This window comes from Allobosea sp. BH3 (genome assembly GCF_025499465.1).
Lineage (GTDB): Bacteria > Pseudomonadota > Alphaproteobacteria > Rhizobiales > Beijerinckiaceae > Allobosea.
The window spans coordinates 802649-819204 of the sequence record NZ_JAIMCA010000001.1 but is presented as its reverse complement, the minus strand read 5'-3'; the positions used below and the strand labels follow the sequence as shown (position 1 = coordinate 819204).

14 protein-coding genes are annotated in these 16556 nt (G+C 68.5%); 2 read left to right on the top strand and 12 right to left on the bottom strand.

Annotated features, from left to right (window positions below; all coding sequences use genetic code 11):
* Positions 1–3: 3 nt before the first annotated feature.
* The 6 genes from pcaDC to BoBH3_RS03845 form a co-directional block, all read right to left on the bottom strand.
* Positions 4–1185 (bottom strand): bifunctional 3-oxoadipate enol-lactonase/4-carboxymuconolactone decarboxylase PcaDC, encoded by a 1182-nt coding sequence (gene pcaDC / locus BoBH3_RS24475; RefSeq protein ID WP_316045079.1) that lies wholly within the window; start codon positions 1183–1185, stop codon positions 4–6.
* A 9-nt stretch (positions 1186–1194) separates the two neighbouring features.
* Complete coding sequence (locus BoBH3_RS03865; protein ID WP_262329420.1) at positions 1195–2292, bottom strand: lyase family protein; 1098 nt, start codon at positions 2290–2292, stop codon at positions 1195–1197.
* A gap of 38 nt (positions 2293–2330) precedes the next feature.
* The gene (locus BoBH3_RS03860) at positions 2331–2990 is read right to left on the bottom strand and encodes a 3-oxoacid CoA-transferase subunit B (protein ID WP_262329419.1); all 660 of its coding nucleotides are present in this window, start codon (positions 2988–2990) and stop codon (positions 2331–2333) included.
* Positions 2990–3700, bottom strand: a complete 711-nt coding sequence (locus BoBH3_RS03855) for a CoA transferase subunit A (RefSeq protein WP_262329418.1) — start codon at positions 3698–3700, stop codon at positions 2990–2992. Before BoBH3_RS03855 ends, BoBH3_RS03860 begins: the two co-directional genes overlap by 1 nt.
* 195 nt (positions 3701–3895) lie before the next feature.
* Complete coding sequence (locus tag BoBH3_RS03850; protein WP_262329417.1) at positions 3896–4171, bottom strand: DUF4242 domain-containing protein; 276 nt, start codon at positions 4169–4171, stop codon at positions 3896–3898.
* 102 nt (positions 4172–4273) lie between these two features.
* The gene (locus tag BoBH3_RS03845; protein ID WP_262329416.1) at positions 4274–4513 is read right to left on the bottom strand and encodes a hypothetical protein; all 240 of its coding nucleotides are present in this window, start codon (positions 4511–4513) and stop codon (positions 4274–4276) included.
* Between the two features lie 194 nt (positions 4514–4707).
* On the opposite strand from BoBH3_RS03845, the gene BoBH3_RS03840 reads away from it, so the two are divergent.
* Together BoBH3_RS03840 and BoBH3_RS03835 are read left to right on the top strand one after the other, a co-directional pair.
* A complete protein-coding gene (locus BoBH3_RS03840; RefSeq protein WP_262329415.1) occupies positions 4708–5391 on the top strand; it encodes a Crp/Fnr family transcriptional regulator in 684 nt (227 codons plus the stop codon).
* 135 nt (positions 5392–5526) lie between these two features.
* Positions 5527–6675, top strand: a complete 1149-nt coding sequence (locus BoBH3_RS03835; RefSeq protein WP_262329414.1) for an MBL fold metallo-hydrolase — start codon at positions 5527–5529, stop codon at positions 6673–6675.
* A 66-nt stretch (positions 6676–6741) separates the two neighbouring features.
* Here BoBH3_RS03835 and BoBH3_RS03830 read toward each other — a convergent pair whose 3' ends face one another.
* From BoBH3_RS03830 to BoBH3_RS03805, 6 genes are all read right to left on the bottom strand, one after another.
* Positions 6742–9828 (bottom strand): cyclic nucleotide-binding domain-containing protein, encoded by a 3087-nt coding sequence (locus BoBH3_RS03830; RefSeq protein WP_262329413.1) that lies wholly within the window; start codon positions 9826–9828, stop codon positions 6742–6744.
* Positions 9829–10061: 233 nt separating this feature from the next.
* Positions 10062–11801, bottom strand: a complete 1740-nt coding sequence (locus tag BoBH3_RS03825; RefSeq protein WP_262329412.1) for a methyl-accepting chemotaxis domain-containing protein — start codon at positions 11799–11801, stop codon at positions 10062–10064.
* Between the two features lie 8 nt (positions 11802–11809).
* Positions 11810–12901, bottom strand: coding sequence for a protein-glutamate methylesterase/protein-glutamine glutaminase (locus BoBH3_RS03820; protein ID WP_262329411.1), 1092 nt, complete (start codon positions 12899–12901; stop codon positions 11810–11812).
* Positions 12898–13779 (bottom strand): CheR family methyltransferase, encoded by an 882-nt coding sequence (locus tag BoBH3_RS03815; RefSeq protein ID WP_262329675.1) that lies wholly within the window; start codon positions 13777–13779, stop codon positions 12898–12900. Before BoBH3_RS03815 ends, BoBH3_RS03820 begins: the two co-directional genes overlap by 4 nt.
* Before the next feature lie 4 nt (positions 13780–13783).
* Positions 13784–14266: a chemotaxis protein CheW gene (locus tag BoBH3_RS03810; protein WP_262329410.1), complete on the bottom strand. Its 483-nt coding sequence runs from the start codon at positions 14264–14266 to the stop codon at positions 13784–13786.
* A gap of 70 nt (positions 14267–14336) precedes the next feature.
* Positions 14337–16526, bottom strand: a complete 2190-nt coding sequence (locus BoBH3_RS03805; protein WP_262329409.1) for a HAMP domain-containing methyl-accepting chemotaxis protein — start codon at positions 16524–16526, stop codon at positions 14337–14339.
* Positions 16527–16556 lie beyond the last annotated feature (30 nt).

Genomic DNA, 16556 nt, shown 5'->3' with positions numbered 1-16556 from the left:
CGCTCAGCCTGCGGCCTCGATCTCCTTCATAACGGCCGCGGCCTCGGCGAAGGCGGTATTGCCGGCCGGTACGCCGGCATAGATCGCCGTCTGCATCAGCACTTCCTTGAGGTCGTCCTGCGTGAAGCCCCCGCGGCTCAAGCCGGCGCGGACATGCAGGCGGAATTCCTCCCAGCGGCCGAGGCTCGCGGTGATGGCGAGCACCAGCAGGCGGCGCGTCCGGTCGTCAAGGCCCGGCCGGCTCCAGATCTCCTGCCAGGCGATGCGCGTGATCATCGCCTGGAACTCGGCGTTGAACGGAGTCCGGTTGGCGAGAGAGCGATCGACCCAGGCGTCCCCCAGGACGCGGCGGCGGTTCTTCAGACCGGCCTCGAACAGGGCTTCCGCGGCATCGCTGGCGTCCGGGTCGGGCGACAGGAAGCCGCGCAGCGCGCCGACCAGTGCGGCGGGAGCCTCGATGGGAGGAAGATGGGAGCTGTCGAGATGGGCATGGCTCGCGCCGGGAATGGCGGCCAGCAGCTTCTCGCCATGGCCGGCAAGGGGCGTCGAGACGTCGCGCTCGCCGGTGACGACCAGCACCGGGCAGGCGATGCCGGGAAGCCGGCCGATCACGTCCATGTCGCGGATGGCGGCGCCGGCTCCCGCATAGCCCTGCGCCGATTGTGCGACCAGGTTGCGCTTGAGGCTCGCTGCGACGGCCGGCTGGCCGGCGGCGAAGGCCGGGGACAGGAAACGCTGCAGGGCGGCATCGGCAATGGAAGCGGTGCCGCCGGAGAGGACCTGCACGATGCGGTCGCGCCAGACGGTCTTGTCCATGGTCGCGGAGGTGCAGATCAGGGCTATCGCCGAAACACGCTCCGGCCGCGCGAGCGCCAGCTCCATGGCGATCATGCCGCCGAGCGAGACGCCGGCTATCGCCGCGCGCTCGATCCCGGCCGCGTCCATGACGGCGGTGACGTCATCGGCGAGCATCGGCAGGGTGTATTCGCTCTCGGGCGCGTCGGAGGCGCCGTGGCCGCGCGTGTCGATGCGTAGCGTGCGGAAGGAGGCGAGGAGGCCGGGCATCGCCGCATCCCAGAGCGACATGTCCGTGCCGATCGAATTCAGCAGGACGAGGGCGGGCTTGTCCTCGGCGCCGTCCAGCTTCCAGTAGATGCGGGCGCCACTGCTTGCTGCAAAAGGCATGGCTTGTCCTCAATCGTTCAAGACGAGAAGATCGGCGACCAGGGCCGCGCTCTCGCCGATATCCGTGCCGATGTCGGCTGCCGCGAGGTTGCGCGCTATCGCGGCCTCGTCGATGTCCAGCCCTTCCGCCACCGTCGCCATTGCCTCGGCCGCACCGGCGGCGAGCAGGAAGAGATCGGCGAGCGCCGGGCCTTCGGCCTGCCAGCCACCCAGGCCGCGCTCCTGCTCGGCAGGCAGCCCCGCGAGGATGCCGGCGACGAGGCCGGGCGCGCGCAAAGCCGCCGAAAGGGTGATCTGGCAGCCGGTGGGGTTGCGCTTATGAGCCATGGCGGAGGAGCCGCCTCGGCCGGGAATGGCGGGTTCGCGGGCCTCACCGACGCCGTTCTGGGCGAGCAGGGAGACATCCCGCGCCATCTTGCCGAGCGAGCCGATCAGGATGGCGAGCGCCGTCGCGATGCCGGCGATGCCGCCGCGACGCCCCTGCCAGGGCGCGGCATCGGGGAGGCCGAGCAGGGCCGCGAGGCGGGAGGCGATGGCGGTTGCCTTGCCGTTCAGTCCGCTGCGGGTTCCGGCTGCGCCGCCGAATTGCAGCGTCGCGCTGGTTTCGACTTCGCGGCCGAGCCGCGCCGCGGACTCGGCGATGCCGGCATGCCATTGCGCGATACGCAGGCCGAAGCCGATCGGCAGCGCGTCCTGCAGCAGGGTGCGCCCGGTCGCAGGGGTGGTGGCATAGCGTCGCGCGAGTGTGGCGAGCGCCGTCGCGATGCGCTCGAGATCTGCGTCGAGCAGGCGCAAGGCGGCTCGAATCTGGCAGGCGAGCACCGTGTCGGCGACGTCCTGGCTGGTCGCGCCCTTGTGGAGAGCTTTCGCGGGCGCGTCCGGCAGGGCGGCGCGCAGCCGCGCCACCAGCGGGATCGCCAGCGTGCCGGCGAGCGCGGCTTCATCTGCGAGCTCGGCCGGGTCGATGCCGATCGTGGCGCAAAGCGCCGCGATCATCTCTGCTTCCGGCGCTCCGATCAGGCCCTCCGCGGCTTGAGCGCGAGCGAGCCCGGCTTCGAAGGCGAGCGCGTGCCGCAGCGTGGCCTCGTCCGCGAAGACGGCCAGCATCGCATCGGTCGTTGCTGGCCGGCTACGAAGGAGCTGGCTCACGCGGCCTTGGCGAGGCTCGGCGCGACGGCGAAGGCGGCGGCCGTCTTGGCCTTGACCTCCGCGAGATCGACGCCGGGGGCGAGCTCGATCAGGGTGAGCCCGCGCTTCACCTTGTCGCAGTCGAAGACGCAGAGATCGGTGATGATCAGGTCGACGACGCCCGCGCCGGTGAGCGGCAGGGCGCAGCGCTCCAGCACCTTGGATTCGCCCGCCTTGTTGGCGTGATCCATCACGACGATGACCTTCTTGACGCCGGCGACGAGGTCCATGGCGCCGCCCATGCCCTTCACCATCTTGCCGGGGATCGTCCAGTTGGCGATGTCGCCATTGGCCGAAACCTCCATCGCGCCGAGGATGGTCAGGTCGATATGGCCGCCGCGGATCATCGCGAAGGAGTCGGCCGATGAGAAGACGCTCGAGCTCGGCAGGATCGTGATGGTCTGCTTGCCGGCATTGATCAGGTCGGGATCGGCCTCGCCCTCATAGGGGAAGGGGCCGATGCCGAGCAGGCCGTTCTCGGATTGCAGCGTCACGTCGACGCCGTCGGGAATGTAGTTCGCCACCAGCGTCGGGATGCCGATGCCGAGATTGACGTAGAAGCCGTCCTGCAGCTCCTTGGCCGCGCGCGCGGCGACCTCTTCGCGAGTCCAGGCCATCAGGCTGCCTCCCTCTTGCGCTCGGTCAGCTTCTCGATGCGCTTCTCGTTGATCGTGCTCTTGATGATCCGATCGACATAGATGCCGGGCGTGTGGATCATGTCCGGATCGAAGGATCCGACCGGCACGATCTCCTCGACCTCGGCGACGGTCACCTTGCCGGCCGTCGCCATGTTCGGGTTGAAGTTGCGCGCCGTGCGCCGATAGACGAGGTTGCCTGCGGTGTCGGCCTTCCAGGCCTTGACGATGGCGAGATCGGCCCGGAGCCAGGTCTCACGGACATAGAGCTGCCCCTCGAACTCCTCGACCGGCTTGCCCTCGGCGACCACGGTGCCGACGCCGGTCTTGGTGTAGAAGGCCGGGATGCCGGCGCCGCCGGCGCGGATGCGCTCGGCCAGCGTGCCCTGCGGGTTGAGTTCGAGCTCCAGCTCGCCGGCGAGATACTGCTGCTCGAACAGCTTGTTCTCGCCGACATAGGACGCGATCATCTTCTTCACCTGCCGCGTCTGCAGCAGCATCCACAGGCCAAAGCCGTCGGCCCCGGCATTGTTGGAGATGACCGTCAGGTCCTTCACGCCCGAGTCGCGGATCTGGGGGATCAGGCTTTCGGGATTGCCCGAGAGGCCGAAGCCGCCGGACATGATCGTCATGCCGTCGAAAAGCAGGCCCTCCAGCGCCGCTGCGGGGCCGTCATAGATCTTGCGCGTCATCGCTCCTCCATGGGCGCCGTTCCGGCGCCGCAACATTCGCTTCCCGGTGCCATGGTCGCGGCGCTCCGGCAACGTCTTGGCGCGATCAAAATACGATCGCCAGCGAATGTCCATGGTGGGCGTCGTTCGGAGACGCGCATTTCGCCTTCGCCGCCGGGACGGATGGCATCCCGGCGGCGGCGTTTGCGCGTTCCGTCAGGTCGCGGCGGTCTGCGGGCCGATGATGGCGGAGACTTCCGTCACCCGATTGGCAGGGAAGCCGCCCTCGCGGGCATGGCGGTAGATGTCCTCGGCGCTGTTCGCCTCGTGGATGCAGTAGATCTTGTCGCCGGCGACATAGCTGGCGACCCAGTTGTAGGGCACGCGCAGCCCCGCGACGACATCGCAGGATTTCGTCGCGATGCCTTTCAGATCCGCGGCGGTGAGCTGGCTGGCGCCGGGGATGTCGCGTTCGATCACGAAGGTCTTCATAGTTTGCTCCAGTTTTCAGGATTTTGCATCTCGCCCCTCGAATCCTGACGGCCCGAAGCCGGTTGAAATCCGAGGGGCGCGCTGCTGGCGCCGCTCTCGCGCTCAGGGACCCCAGTCGCGCATGTCGATGCGCGTCAGCCCGATGTCGTTGAGCGTGTGGTCGTCGGGGCAGGCGGAGCGGAAGCCCGCCCGCCGGCTCCGGAAGCGCTGGGTCAACCAGCCGCGCAGGCCCCCCATTGCATGCGACGCGCGGCCGACGAAGGGGCGCGCGCCCGTCTCGCGCAGCGATGCCGTAACTGCTAGGTTCGAAGCGATGCGACGATGATCCAGAGTGTTGCCCACGGTAAGGCTTCCCTGTTCTGATCGGCTTCCCTTCTGACGGAGAGGAAGCCCTGCGGTTCGGAGGATCGCTTTCTCTGCCCTTCCGCAGTTGTGTTCTGTGCGTTGGGTCACTCGCTCGCGGCCGCGCCGCGAAGACTTGCCGCGAAGACTTGCGAAGACGAAGGCTGCCCAAGACCCTGAAGCCGAGGTCGCGAATGAATGAAGGCCTGCGCCACACTGCCCGCCTTTTGTCCGCGAACCCGTTTTTCGCGGGTCTCGCCCCGGAGACGCTGACGATGATCGCCGGCATCTGCCGGGAGCGGCACCTGTCGCCGCGCGAGCCCCTGTTCTTCAAGGGGGATCCGAGCGACGGGCTCTACGCCATCCGGCGGGGGCTGATCCGCATCGGGACGACCGACGATCTCGGGCAGGCGATGACGATGAACGTGCTGGGCGCCGGGGACGTCTTCGGCGAGATCGCGCTGCTCGACGGCCGCTCGCGGACCGCCGACGCCGTGGCGATGGAGGGCGTCGACCTGCTGTTCCTCCCGCGGCGCGCTTTCCTCGGCCTGCTCGCCCGCGAACCTTCGATCGCGCTTCAGGTGATCGAGCTGCTCTGCGCGCGGCTGCGGGACGTCATCGAGCGCATGGAGGAGACGACGTTCCTACCGGCCGAGACGCGGCTTGCGCGGCGCATCCTGACGCTCGCGACCGATTACGGCACGGAGGTACATGCCTCCCAGGAGGAGCTCGCTTCGCTCACCGGGGTCACGCGCGAGACGGTGAACCGCCAGCTCCAATTGTGGAAGCGCGACGGCATCCTGACGCTCGGCCGCGGCCGCCTGCGCATCCACGATCTCGACGATATCCGGCGGCTGGCGCGGATCGAGGCCCCCTGAGATCGCCGGCTCCTTACTCCCGGAGCAACCGACCTGCCTGCCCGTGCGCTTGACAGAAGGCGAGCCATGTTCTCTTCGCCAGTCAGGTAACGGAAGAGCTCGGACGATGACTGCCGCCGGCATGAGACGGGTCGCATGAAACTGACCATCCATGGCGGCGTCGGCGAGAAGGGCCGCACCTGCCTCGCGGTCTCGGAAGAAGGGACGCGGCTTCTGCTCGATGTCGGCGTCGATACCAGCGCGCCGCTAGGGCCCTGCTACTATCCCGCGATCACGCCGGCGGAACTTGCGCTGGTCGATGCGATCATCGTGACCCACGCCCATGAGGACCATGTCGCGGCGCTCGGCTGGTGCTTCGCCAACGGCTTTGCCGGCCGCATCCTGATGACGGCGGAGACCGCGGCCGACGCCGATGCGACGCTCGCGGCCTATGCGACGCCACCGGAGCGCGCGCTGGCGCAGGCGGCCCCCGTCGAGATTATCGTGCCCGGCCGGGATTTCGCCGTCGGCCCGCTCGCCATCCGCACCGGGCGCAGCGGCCATGTCGTGGGCGGGGTCTGGTGTCATCTCACGGCGGGCGGCCGCAGCCTCGGCTATTGCGGGGACGTCGTGCCGGAAAGCACCGCCTTCGCAATGGACCCGATGCCGCCTTGCGACCTGCTGCTGGTCGACGCTTCCTATGGTGCGGACGAGGTTCCGGCCGCCGCGCGCAGCGCCGCCATCATGGACTGGCTCGGCCGGCATCCACAGGGCGCGGTGCTGCCCGCTCCGCTCTCAGGCCGCTCGATCGAGCTGCTTGGCTTGATCGACGGACCCGTCGCGATCCATCCCTCGATGCGGGAGGCTCTCGCCAGGCAGATCGCAGCTCGCGACTGGCTGAAGCCCGGCATGGCCGGGATGCTGTCGGCGCGCCTCGCCGACGCGACGCTCTGGGAGGAGAGGCAGAAGCTGCCGCCGGCCGCTCTGATCTGCGACGACGGCATGGGCCTTGCCGGCCCCTCGAAAGCCACGCTCGCCCAGGCCGGGCGCGAGGGTCATCCGGTCCTGCTCACCGGCCATGTTCCCAAGGGCAGCCCGGCCCACGCCCTGCACGCAGCGGGCAAGGCCGATTGGCTGCGCTTCCCCACCCACCCGACACTGCCGGAGAACGCCGCCATCGCCGCCGCCAGCGGGGCCGGCCGCGTGCTCGCCCATTCCTGCGATGCGGTGACCTTGCGGAGCCTGGCAAACGACATCCCGAACCTCGTCACCGATCTTCGGCCCGGCGACACCATCGAGGTTTGAGAAGAAGTCAGCTCGTTTACCGCATTTTCTTCACGCAAACCGGGGCCTACTTCGCTCGAAAATGCTCTATTGCAGCCCGCCGGTTTCGTCGCGGTCGCGCTGGCTGATCATCGCCAGATTGCCCTGCAGGCGCCTGGCCATCAGCCGCATGACCGAGAGCGCCAGGGGCGGGACTTCGGCGAGCAGCGCCAGGAAAATCTCCTTGCGCAGCTTCAGCGCCACGATGGGCGAGGTTGCGACGATGGTCGCCGAGCGGGGATCGCCCGTGACGATCCCCATCTCGCCGACGATGGCGTTGCGGCCGACGCCTGACATGCGCAGCGCCGGCTCCCCGTCGGTCTCGACGGTGACGTCGGCGGTTCCCGACAGCAGCACATAAGCGGCATCCGGCTCGTCGCCCTGTCGGAACAGCGCATCGCCCGCGGCGAAGGCGACGCGCTCGCTGGTGAAGGCGATGAGCTTGAGATGAGCTGTGTCGAGGTCGCCGAAGATGGGGACCGCCCGCAAGGCGCGCAGCTCCTCACGATCCGGCGCCGCCTCCTCGCGGGCGGTGTCGTCCCGGACCAGCGCCATGCTCGACGCATCCTGTACCGCAGCCAGCTTCGCTCCGTCGAAGGCGATATGGAGGTCGTAGCCGTCGGGGCCGACGTCGCTTCCCGCGACGATCAACGTCCTGCCTGCCATGAACGCACGAATGCGGTCGAGGATCTGGCGCGCCTCGGCGCGGCCGAAGGCGCCGAGCGCATTGTCGAGGATCAGCATGCGGGGCTGCTTGATAAGGCAGCGGGCGAGGGCGAGCTGAGCCTTCACGGCCGGAAAGAGCCGGCGCCCCGCATGGCCGGCCGGCTGTTCGAGGCCCCAGTGGTAGATATCGCGGTCGAGATCGGCTTCGGCGAGCGTGTCGCGGATGGCCTCGTCCGTGGCGTCGTGCGCGACCAGCCCGAAGAGGAGGTTGTCCCGCAGCGGAGCCGCCGGGCAATAAAGCTGCGGGTCGTAGAAAGCGACGGGTTGCGCGACGCTCGACGCCGCCCATTGGCGAAAGGCGCCTCGCGCCTCCAGAAGGCGCGCCTCCAGCGCCGCATCCAGCAGGCCGAGGCGATGGCGCGGCTCGACATAGAGCAGCGCGAGCCCGATCAGCCGTGTGCGATCGTCCTCGTTGCCCGTGCCGGCATCGAGCCGGCCGAGCGCTTCGCGATAATCCCCGAACTCCTCGGCGGCGACGAAGGAGAAGCGCTCGAACAGCGCGTGGCCCGGCGCGAGGTCGCGGAAGATCTCGAGCATGGTCGCGGCCATGCGCCGCCCGAGACCGGTCAGCGCTTCGTTGAGGTCGAATTCGGACAGGATGCGCCGTGTGGGCCAATGGCCGGCGAGCCGCGCGCCGACCAGGGCAGGATCGCTCGGCACGCCGAAGAGGATGTTCTCGCCGATCGTGGCGTTGCTGGCGTAGCGGTCCGGATCGTAAGGCTCGAGCGCGGCTTCGCCGCCGCGGGCGGCCAACCTCTTGCGGATGCGGACGCGCAGTTCGGAAATCTGCGTCATCAGCGCGAGGGGCGCTCCGGTGTCACCGGGTGGCCTTCCGGTCAGGCCGAAGCGGAAGACGGCATCGGCAAGCCCCACGATCTTCAGCATCTCGATGAGCCTGCGGTCGAGCCCGGCCTCGTCCGTGACCTGCGCCCGGGCGTAGTCGATCCTCCAGCCGGATGGGCTCGCCGCATCCGGCCGGCGCAGGCTGTAGAGGATGTTGTCGCGTAGGCTGCCGTCGAGGATGACCGGCTCCGGCCCGGCATAGGCGATCAGGCGCCCGCGCATCCCGGGCGCGAGCGCGGCGAGCGGCAGCCCGCCGACTGTCAGCGTCCCTTCGCTGGGGCTGAGCCTGCCGCCCAGCAGCCTGGCGAGGACGCTTGCGCCTTCGCTCGGCCCGCCGGAAAGCGCCGTGTGCCGCTGCAGAGGCAGGGAGAGGCTGACCCGGTCGAGCACGCGGTCGCCGGCCGCGTTCACCACCGTGAGCGTCTGGCCGACGATGCCCGCCGCATCGCAGATGGGCTTGTCGTCATCGCCGGAAGCAGCGCCGTCGGCGGGGGCACCCTCCAGCCCGAAATGCTCGACCACCTGCTGGAACTTGACCTCGACATCGAGGCGCTGCTGGTCCCAGTCGATCAGCTCCTTGATCGGCGGGGGCAGGTCGCGATAGGCGGCGATGACTGCGACGAGCTGGCCGATGTCGAGCCGGCCGGTGAGGGCGAGATAGCCTCCGGCCGCGTAGAACAGGAAGGGCGTGAACTGCGCCAGCAGGTTGTTGAGCGCCTTGATCGCGAATTTGCGTCGGTAGAGGCGGTAGCGGATGCCGAAGAGCTGCTCCAGCCGCTCCGCCACCTGGCTCTTCTCGACGGCGGAGGTGCCGTGATTGGCGATCTCGCCGACGCTCTCGACGATCTCGCCGATCTTGCCGGCCAAGGCGCGGGAAGCGATCTGGCGCTGCCGCCCGAGGCGAATTTGCTCGCGCCGCAGCCGCGGGATCACCACGGCCTGGAGCAGGATCATGCCGAGCGCGATCATGCCGAGCGCGACATTCTGCACCAGGATGAATGTGAGCGCGGTCAGCGCCTGCCCACCCAGGAAGACGGGCTGGACGAAGGCATCCCCGACGAAGCCGCCGATGGGCTCGACCTCGTCCTTGATGACGGTGGCGGCTTCGGAGGGCTTGATCCTCTGGAGCGTCTCGGGGCCGGAGGCGAGAAGCGCCGAGAACAGGTCGAAGCGCAGGCGCTGCAGCAGCCGCTCGCCGAGCGCGCCCTTGCGCATGTTGACCAGGTATTTGAACAGGCCGTTGACGAGAACGAGCAGCAGGAAGAGCCCCGACAGGGCGAAGAGGTAGGGGAGCCGACCGAGCCACACGCCATCGAAGAGAATCCGCGGCCCGCCGAGCGCTTCCGGAAGGTTCAGCGCGACGCGGAAAAGCCGGGCGGTCTCCTGCCCGTCCGGGAAGGCGCGGCCCTGCAGCGCATCGGAGATGATGTATTTGGGAAGCTCGAGGGACGCGTAATAGAAGGGGAAAGACAGGCAGACGATCGCGAGGATGGCGATCTGCTCGCGCCTGCTCCGTTTCCAGATGTATGCGAAAATCCCGATCATGTCCGGCCGTGTGGAAGCCATGATCGATCCCGAACGCTGTGCGCGGTGTCACAGACCGATCATATCAGCTCACGCGGGCCTTTGGCAGCCGCAGGCGCGCCAGGAGCGCGGCAGCGGGGGCCGGATACGGGCGAAGAAGACCGGAGTTCCTGCGGCCCCCGTTCAGGCATGGATCCCGGCTCTTCGCTTCGCTGCGGCCGGGATGAGCCGCCTTTGCCTGGAACAGGCGGAGGTTCGACCCGCCGCCTGCCTGCTCAGAACAGGATGTCGTCCAGTGCGTCCGCCTCGACGACGGCAACGGCGGCCGGCGCGGGGGCCTCAGCCGCGATCCCGCAATCGCTCAGCACGGCGGTGTGGATCGTGCGCTCGGCTGCCATGGTGTAGCTCGGCCAGATCCGGCCCTGCAGCAGCGCCGCGACCTTTCCGCCATCGGCCCTGGCCAATAGCGGGCGCGCCGGCTCCGCCCGGTCCAGCATCTCGGCAGCACCCGCGATGACCTCGCCGGTCGTGGCGGCGTTGGAGAACATCAGCTGCGCCGCGTCGATGATCGAGCCGAACTCGGCGCCGTCGCTGGCGAGCTGGTCCAGCGTCCTGCCGAGCCGCATGCCGCTCTCGCCCATCTGCTCCAGCGATTGGCGCATGGTCTGCGAGAACGCCGTCAGCTCGGCCGAGCCGCGCCCGTCGCGCTGCTTCAGCGTGGCCGAGGATTGCTGCATCGCCGTGAAGGCGGGAGTCAGCTTGTCGGCGTCGCGGGCGATCGCGTCGGCGGCCGCCTTAAGCTCCTGTGCGATGACGACGAGGCCGCGTCCGGCCGAGCCGACGCGGGCGGCGCGCAGGCCGGCGTTCATGCCGATCAGCACGATGTCGCGGACGATGTCGGCGAGGGCGTCGACCGCCCGCTCGAACTGGTCGAGCAGCCCGGCGAGCGCCGTCGTGACCTGCTCCACCACGCCACGGGCCGCGTCACATTTGTGGATCAGTTCGGTCGCCTCGGTGAGCTCGGTCTCCAGGTCGCCGAGGAAGGAGGAGGAGGACCTGTCCTCGCCGCCATAGAGCGCCCGGCCGAGATCGAGCATCTTGGCGGTGTCGTCGGCCAGTACGCGAAGGGTGGCGTCGATCGGCCTGATGTCGGTCTTCAGGACGGAGGCCGTCTCGCGAAGCTGCGCCGCCTGGAGATGCTTCAGCACGGCGGTGAGCGCGGCCTTATCCTCCTCGGACAGCCCATTGTCTGCGTCGCGCGGGTCGCCTGCCAGGCGCAGCGCCGCGAGCGAATGCTCGAGCCGCTGCCTGATGCCGTCCCCCGATTGCAGGGCGATGATCGCGCTGCCGACGGCCATGGAGATCTTGCCGGAATGGGCGGCGGCGTCCTTGGTCAGGGCGGCGCTGCGGTGGCTGCGCTGCGCCAGATGGTCCAGCGAGCCTTCGAGCTTGTCGGCGAGCGCCTGCAGCACGCCGGTATACTGGGCTTCGAAGCTGCTCTGGCGGCCGAGTGCCGACCGCAGCAGGTCGCTCAGATGCTGGTGGTCGCGAGCGCAGTCCTCGACCATGCGCTTGGCCTTGTCGGTCAAGGCGACGATCTCGTTGGTGAAATCGCCGAAGTCGCGCTGGCTGGACTGGACCGCCACGGCCTCGATGCGGGCGCTGCGGGCGAGGACGGCGATCAGCCGCATATGCTCGAGCAGGCGTTCGAGCGCATGCGAGGCGATCTCGCTGTGTGAGGCGATGTCCTGCAGCGTGCGCGTCTCGCGCGGCAATCCCTCGCTCAGCGCGCGCAGATCGCCGGCCAGGCCGAGCAGGGCGCCGCGAGTCTCCTCCATGTCGCCGCCGGCGAGCTCGCCGGAGAGCGCGGTCAGGCTCTGGTTGAGCGAATCGAAGATCGCGAGTCCGCGGCCCAGTCGGTCGCCGACCTCCGCAAAGGTTCGGTCGATCTGCCGGGCGCTCTCGGTCAGCGATCCATCCAGCCGCTCCAACATCTCGTCGGACGTGCTCATCATCCAGCCTTTCACGCGCTGCGGGCTGTCTCGGGGGAATGGGGCCAGGCGAGGATTTCCTGCGGCATCCGCGCCAGGCTGACGATCTTCTGGGCGGCGCCGCAGTCGATCGCTTCCTTGGGCATGCCGAAGACGACGCAGCTATCCTCATCCTGCGCGATGGTGCTGGCGCCGGCCTTGCGCATCTCCAGCAGGCCGCGGGCACCGTCGTCGCCCATGCCTGTCATGATGATGCCCAGCGCATTGGCGCCGGCATATTGCGCGGCGGAGCGGAACAGCACGTCGACGGAGGGGCGATGGCGCGAGACCGGCGGGCCGTCCTTGATCGCCACGCGATACTGCGTGCCAGCGCGCTGGAGCAGCATGTGGCGGTTGCCGGGGGCGATCAGGACGCGGCCGGTGGTGACCTCGTCGCCATCCTCGGCTTCCTTGATCTCCATGGCGCAGATGCTGTTCAGCCGCTTGGCGAAGGCCAGGGTGAACTTCTCCGGCATGTGCTGGACGACGGCCATGCCGGGGCAGTTGGCCGGGAGCCGCTCCAGAATGTCGCGCAGGGTCTCGGTGCCGCCCGTCGAGATGCCGATGCAGACGATGCGTTCCGTGTCGGTGCGCACGCGGCGCAGAACCGGCGGCGGCATGATGACGTCCGCCGTCAGCTTCTTCTCGACCTGCATCCGCGGCTCGCGCGGCCGCAGCTTGGCCTGGGCGGCCGCACGGACGGCGTGGCGCAGCCGGTCGGCGGTCTCGATCAGGGCATTGCGCGTGTCGATGCGCGGCTTCGGCAGGACATCGACAGCGCCGGCCTCCAGCGCGTCGAACAGGGCGCGCGAGCCCGCTTCCGTCAGCGTGGAGCAGATGATCACGGGAATCGGCCGCTGCGCCATGATCTTGCGCAGGAACGTCAGCCCGTCCATGCCCGGCATCTCGATGTCGAGGATCATGACGTCGGGCAGTTCGTTCTGCAGGCGGCGGGCGGCGGCGAAGGCATCGGCTGCCGTGCCCATGACCTCAATGCCCGGATCGTCGCCGAGGATCGAGCTCAGCACCTGGCGGACCGAGGCGGAATCGTCGACGATCAGGACGCGGATCGGCTTGCGGGTCATGCGGCAGCCCTCCGTCTCGGAACCGGTGTGGCCTGGTAGATGGTGGGGGCGATCGAGGTCAGGCCGGTCACGCCGCTGCCGGCCATCGATTCCGAATGCCCCAGCATCAGATAGCCGCCCGGCCGCAGATGCGAGAGCAGACGGTCGATGACGGCCTGCTGTGTCGGCCGGTCGAAATAGATCAGCACGTTGCGGCAGAAGATGACGTCGACGTCGCGATCGAACGGGTAGCTTTCGTCCATCAGGTTGAGACGCTCGAAATGCACCATGCGGCGCAGCTCCGGCGCGACGCGGACGACATCCTCGCGCGGGTTGCGGGAGCGCATCAGGTAGCGCTGCTGCATCGAGGCCGGCACGGGAGCGACGAAGTCGCGCGGATAAATCGCGGCGCGGGCATCGCGCAGCACCTCGGTCGAGATGTCGGTGCCGAGGATCGAGAAGCGCAGCTTCTGCCCGCTGTTGACGAGATCCTGCAGCACCATGGCGATGGTATAGGCTTCCGCCCCTGTCGAGCAGGCGGAACTCCAGACCTTGAGCGAAAGCTGCTTCGCGCCCTGGATCTGGGCGAGCTCCGGCACGGCGACGTCGCGCAGGAACTCGAAATGGCTCGGCTCGCGGAAGAAGTCGGTCTTGTTGGTGGTGACGCAGTCGATCAGGTGGACGAGCTCGGCTTCGAGGCCGTCCTCCTTGAAGAGCATGTTGCAATAGGCCGTCAGGTCGCGCAGACGCAGCGCGCGAACGCGCTTGCGCAGCCGGCCTTCGACCATAGTGCGCTTGGTCAGCGGCAGTTTGATGCCGACGCAACCCTCGATGACCCCGGCAATGGCGGCGAAATGCTTGTCGCTCAGGTGGTCGTGCGTTTCCGACTGTGACGACATCGGTTCAGGCGGCCTGTGCACCGGAGGCTCCCGGCAGCGCCAGGAGATCATCGTTCGCCATCAGCCGCTCGAGATCGAAGACCACGATGAAGGCCTCGCCCTTGCGGCCGATGCCGGCGATGTAGTTCGACTTCCAGCGGCCGCCGACATCGGGCGCGTCCGACGTCTCGTCGTGGTCGAGGCCGGTGACCTCGAAGACGCGATCGGCGACGAAACCGACGCCGAGGGTCCGCCCCTTCACCGGCACGTCGAGAATGATGATGCGGGTGGCGTCGGTCTGCTCGATGCGCGGCAGGCCGAGCTTGGTGCGCAGGTCGACGATGGGGAAGCCGGCGCCGCGGACATCGATCATGCCGAGCAGGAAGTCGGGGGCATGCGGCAGCTTCGAGATCGGCCGCATGTCGAGGATCTCCCGGACATTGCGGATGTCGATGCCGAAGATCTCCTCGTCGATGCCGAGCGTCAGATACTGGGCGGTGTCAGCCATGATGGCCTCATGGAGAGTGCGGAAAATGCGGGGCGCGCGAGCCGGAGTCCGGCTCGCGCTGTCGATCCGTTCAGCCGCGGAGGAACTCAGCGTCGCGCTGGTCCTCGCCGCCATCGAGATCGAAGGCGAAGCCGCCATTGCCGACCTTCCTGGCGGGCTGGGCAGCGGCCTTCGGCCGGTCCGCGGAGCCCATGGCCTTGGCCTTGGCCTTGAGCTGACGCACGGCCTTGTCGACCTGCGTGGAGGCGACGGGAGCGGCAGACGCGTGGGTGTCGAGCCTGAAGAAGGAGATGGTCGCCTGGAGCTGCTCGGCCTGGGCGGCGAGTTCCTCGGAGGTGGCGGAGACCTCCTCGGAAGCGGCCGCGTTCTGCTGCGTGACCTTGTCGAGCTGCTGGATCGCCTGGTTGATCTGGCTTGAGCCGACATCCTGCTCGCGGCAGGCGGCGGTGATCTCCTCGACCAGCTCGGCGGTCTTCTTGATGTCCGGAACCAGCTTGGCGAGCATGTTGCCGGCCTCCTGGGCGACCTTGACGGTGTCGGTCGACAGCGTGCCGATCTCGGCGGCGGCCGCCTGGCTGCGCTCGGCGAGCTTGCGCACCTCCGAGGCGACGACGGCGAAGCCCTTGCCGTGCTCGCCGGCACGCGCGGCCTCGACCGCGGCGTTCAGCGCGAGCAGGTCGGTCTGGCGGGCGATCTCCTGGACGATGGTGATCTTCTCGGCGATGGTCTGCATCGCGTCGACGGCCTTGCCGACGGCCGCGCCCGAGGCCTCGGCGTCCTTGGCCGACTGGCCCGCGATCTTCTCGGTCTGGCTGGCGTTCTCGGCGTTCTGCTTCACGTTCGCCGCCATCTCCTCCATCGAGGAGGAGGCCTCCTCGGTGGACGCGGCCTGCTCGGTCGAGCCCTGCGAGAGCTGCTCGGCGCTCGCCGAAAGCTCCTGCGAGCCCGACGACACGTTGTCCGCAGCCTGCAGCGCCTGGGCGACGACGGTGCGCAGCTTCTCGACCATGGTCTCGAGCGCGATGCCGAGCGTGTCCTTGTCGGACAGGCGCTTCGGCTCGACCGTGAGGTCGCCGTTGGAGACGGCGACGGCGATGGCGGCCGTGGCGTTGAGGTTCATGGTCATGGTGTTCAGGGAGGCGATGAGATCGCCGACTTCGTCGTCGTTCTTGGCCTTGACGGTCTGGCTCAGGTCACCGAGGGCGACCGCATTGGCGAGCCCGACGGCGCTGGCGACACCGCGGCTGATGTTGAGCGCGATCCAGAAGGCGGCGGCGATGGCGATGACGAGCGTGCTGAGCACGATGGCGATCAGCATGTTGCGGGCGAAGGCGGCGTTTTCGGCCGCGAGCTTGGCGGCTTCTGCGGCAGCCCCCTTGATGTAGTCGGTGTACTCGTCGAGCAGCGCCATCATCTCGGTCGTGGCGGTGGCGCCTTCGCCCATGGAGAGCGTGGCGGCGCGGACGTTGCCGGCCTCGGCGGCGACCTGCGCCACCTTCACCACGGAATCGATGCCGGCCGTGAAGGCTGCCGCCGTCTTTTCGGTGGCCGTGCCGGCCTGGGCGATCGGAACCAGCGCGCGGGAGAGCGCGGCGCGCACGGTCTGCGCCTGGTCGAGCGTGGCCTTGGTGAGCTGCTCGATATCGGAAATGGTCGTGGCGCCCATGAGCTGCGTCGCGGTACGGGTCAGACGCACCCATTCGAGGCGGGTGTTCTGGAAGTCGTAGGCGGCCTTCAGCACCGCCGGGGAGGCGTCGGGCTTGACGAAATCGGCGAGCATCTCGTTCGTGGTCGGGGTGATGACCGAGATGAGCTTATTGGTCTCGGTCGTCCATAGCTCGAAGGCGCGGTTGCTCGAGTTCAGCTTCGCGAAGCGCAGGGTCTGCTCCTGCGTCGTGGCGAACTGGTTCAGCTTCGGGGCCATCGCTTCCCAGCGGCGCTTGCCACCCTCATCGGCGTTGGCCTGCAGGCGGTCGCGAATCTTCAGGGCCTCCGCGCGCGAATTGACCGCGACATCGGCATAGTTGGCGATGTCCTTGTCGCTCGACGCCATCACCGCGTTCTTCTCGGAGCGGATGGAGCGGTTGTAGAAGGTGCGGATGTCGCCGATCAGGTCGAGACGGTTCGTCCAGCGGACCAGGTCGTTCTGCGTCTCGGTCATGTTCGAGAGCTGCTGGTAGGACAGAGCGCCTGCGATCGTCGACAGGACGATCACGACGCCGAAGGCGCCTGCTAGCTTGGTCTTGATGGTCAAACGCATGATACGTCTCTTGGAACTGAGGGGCCGGGG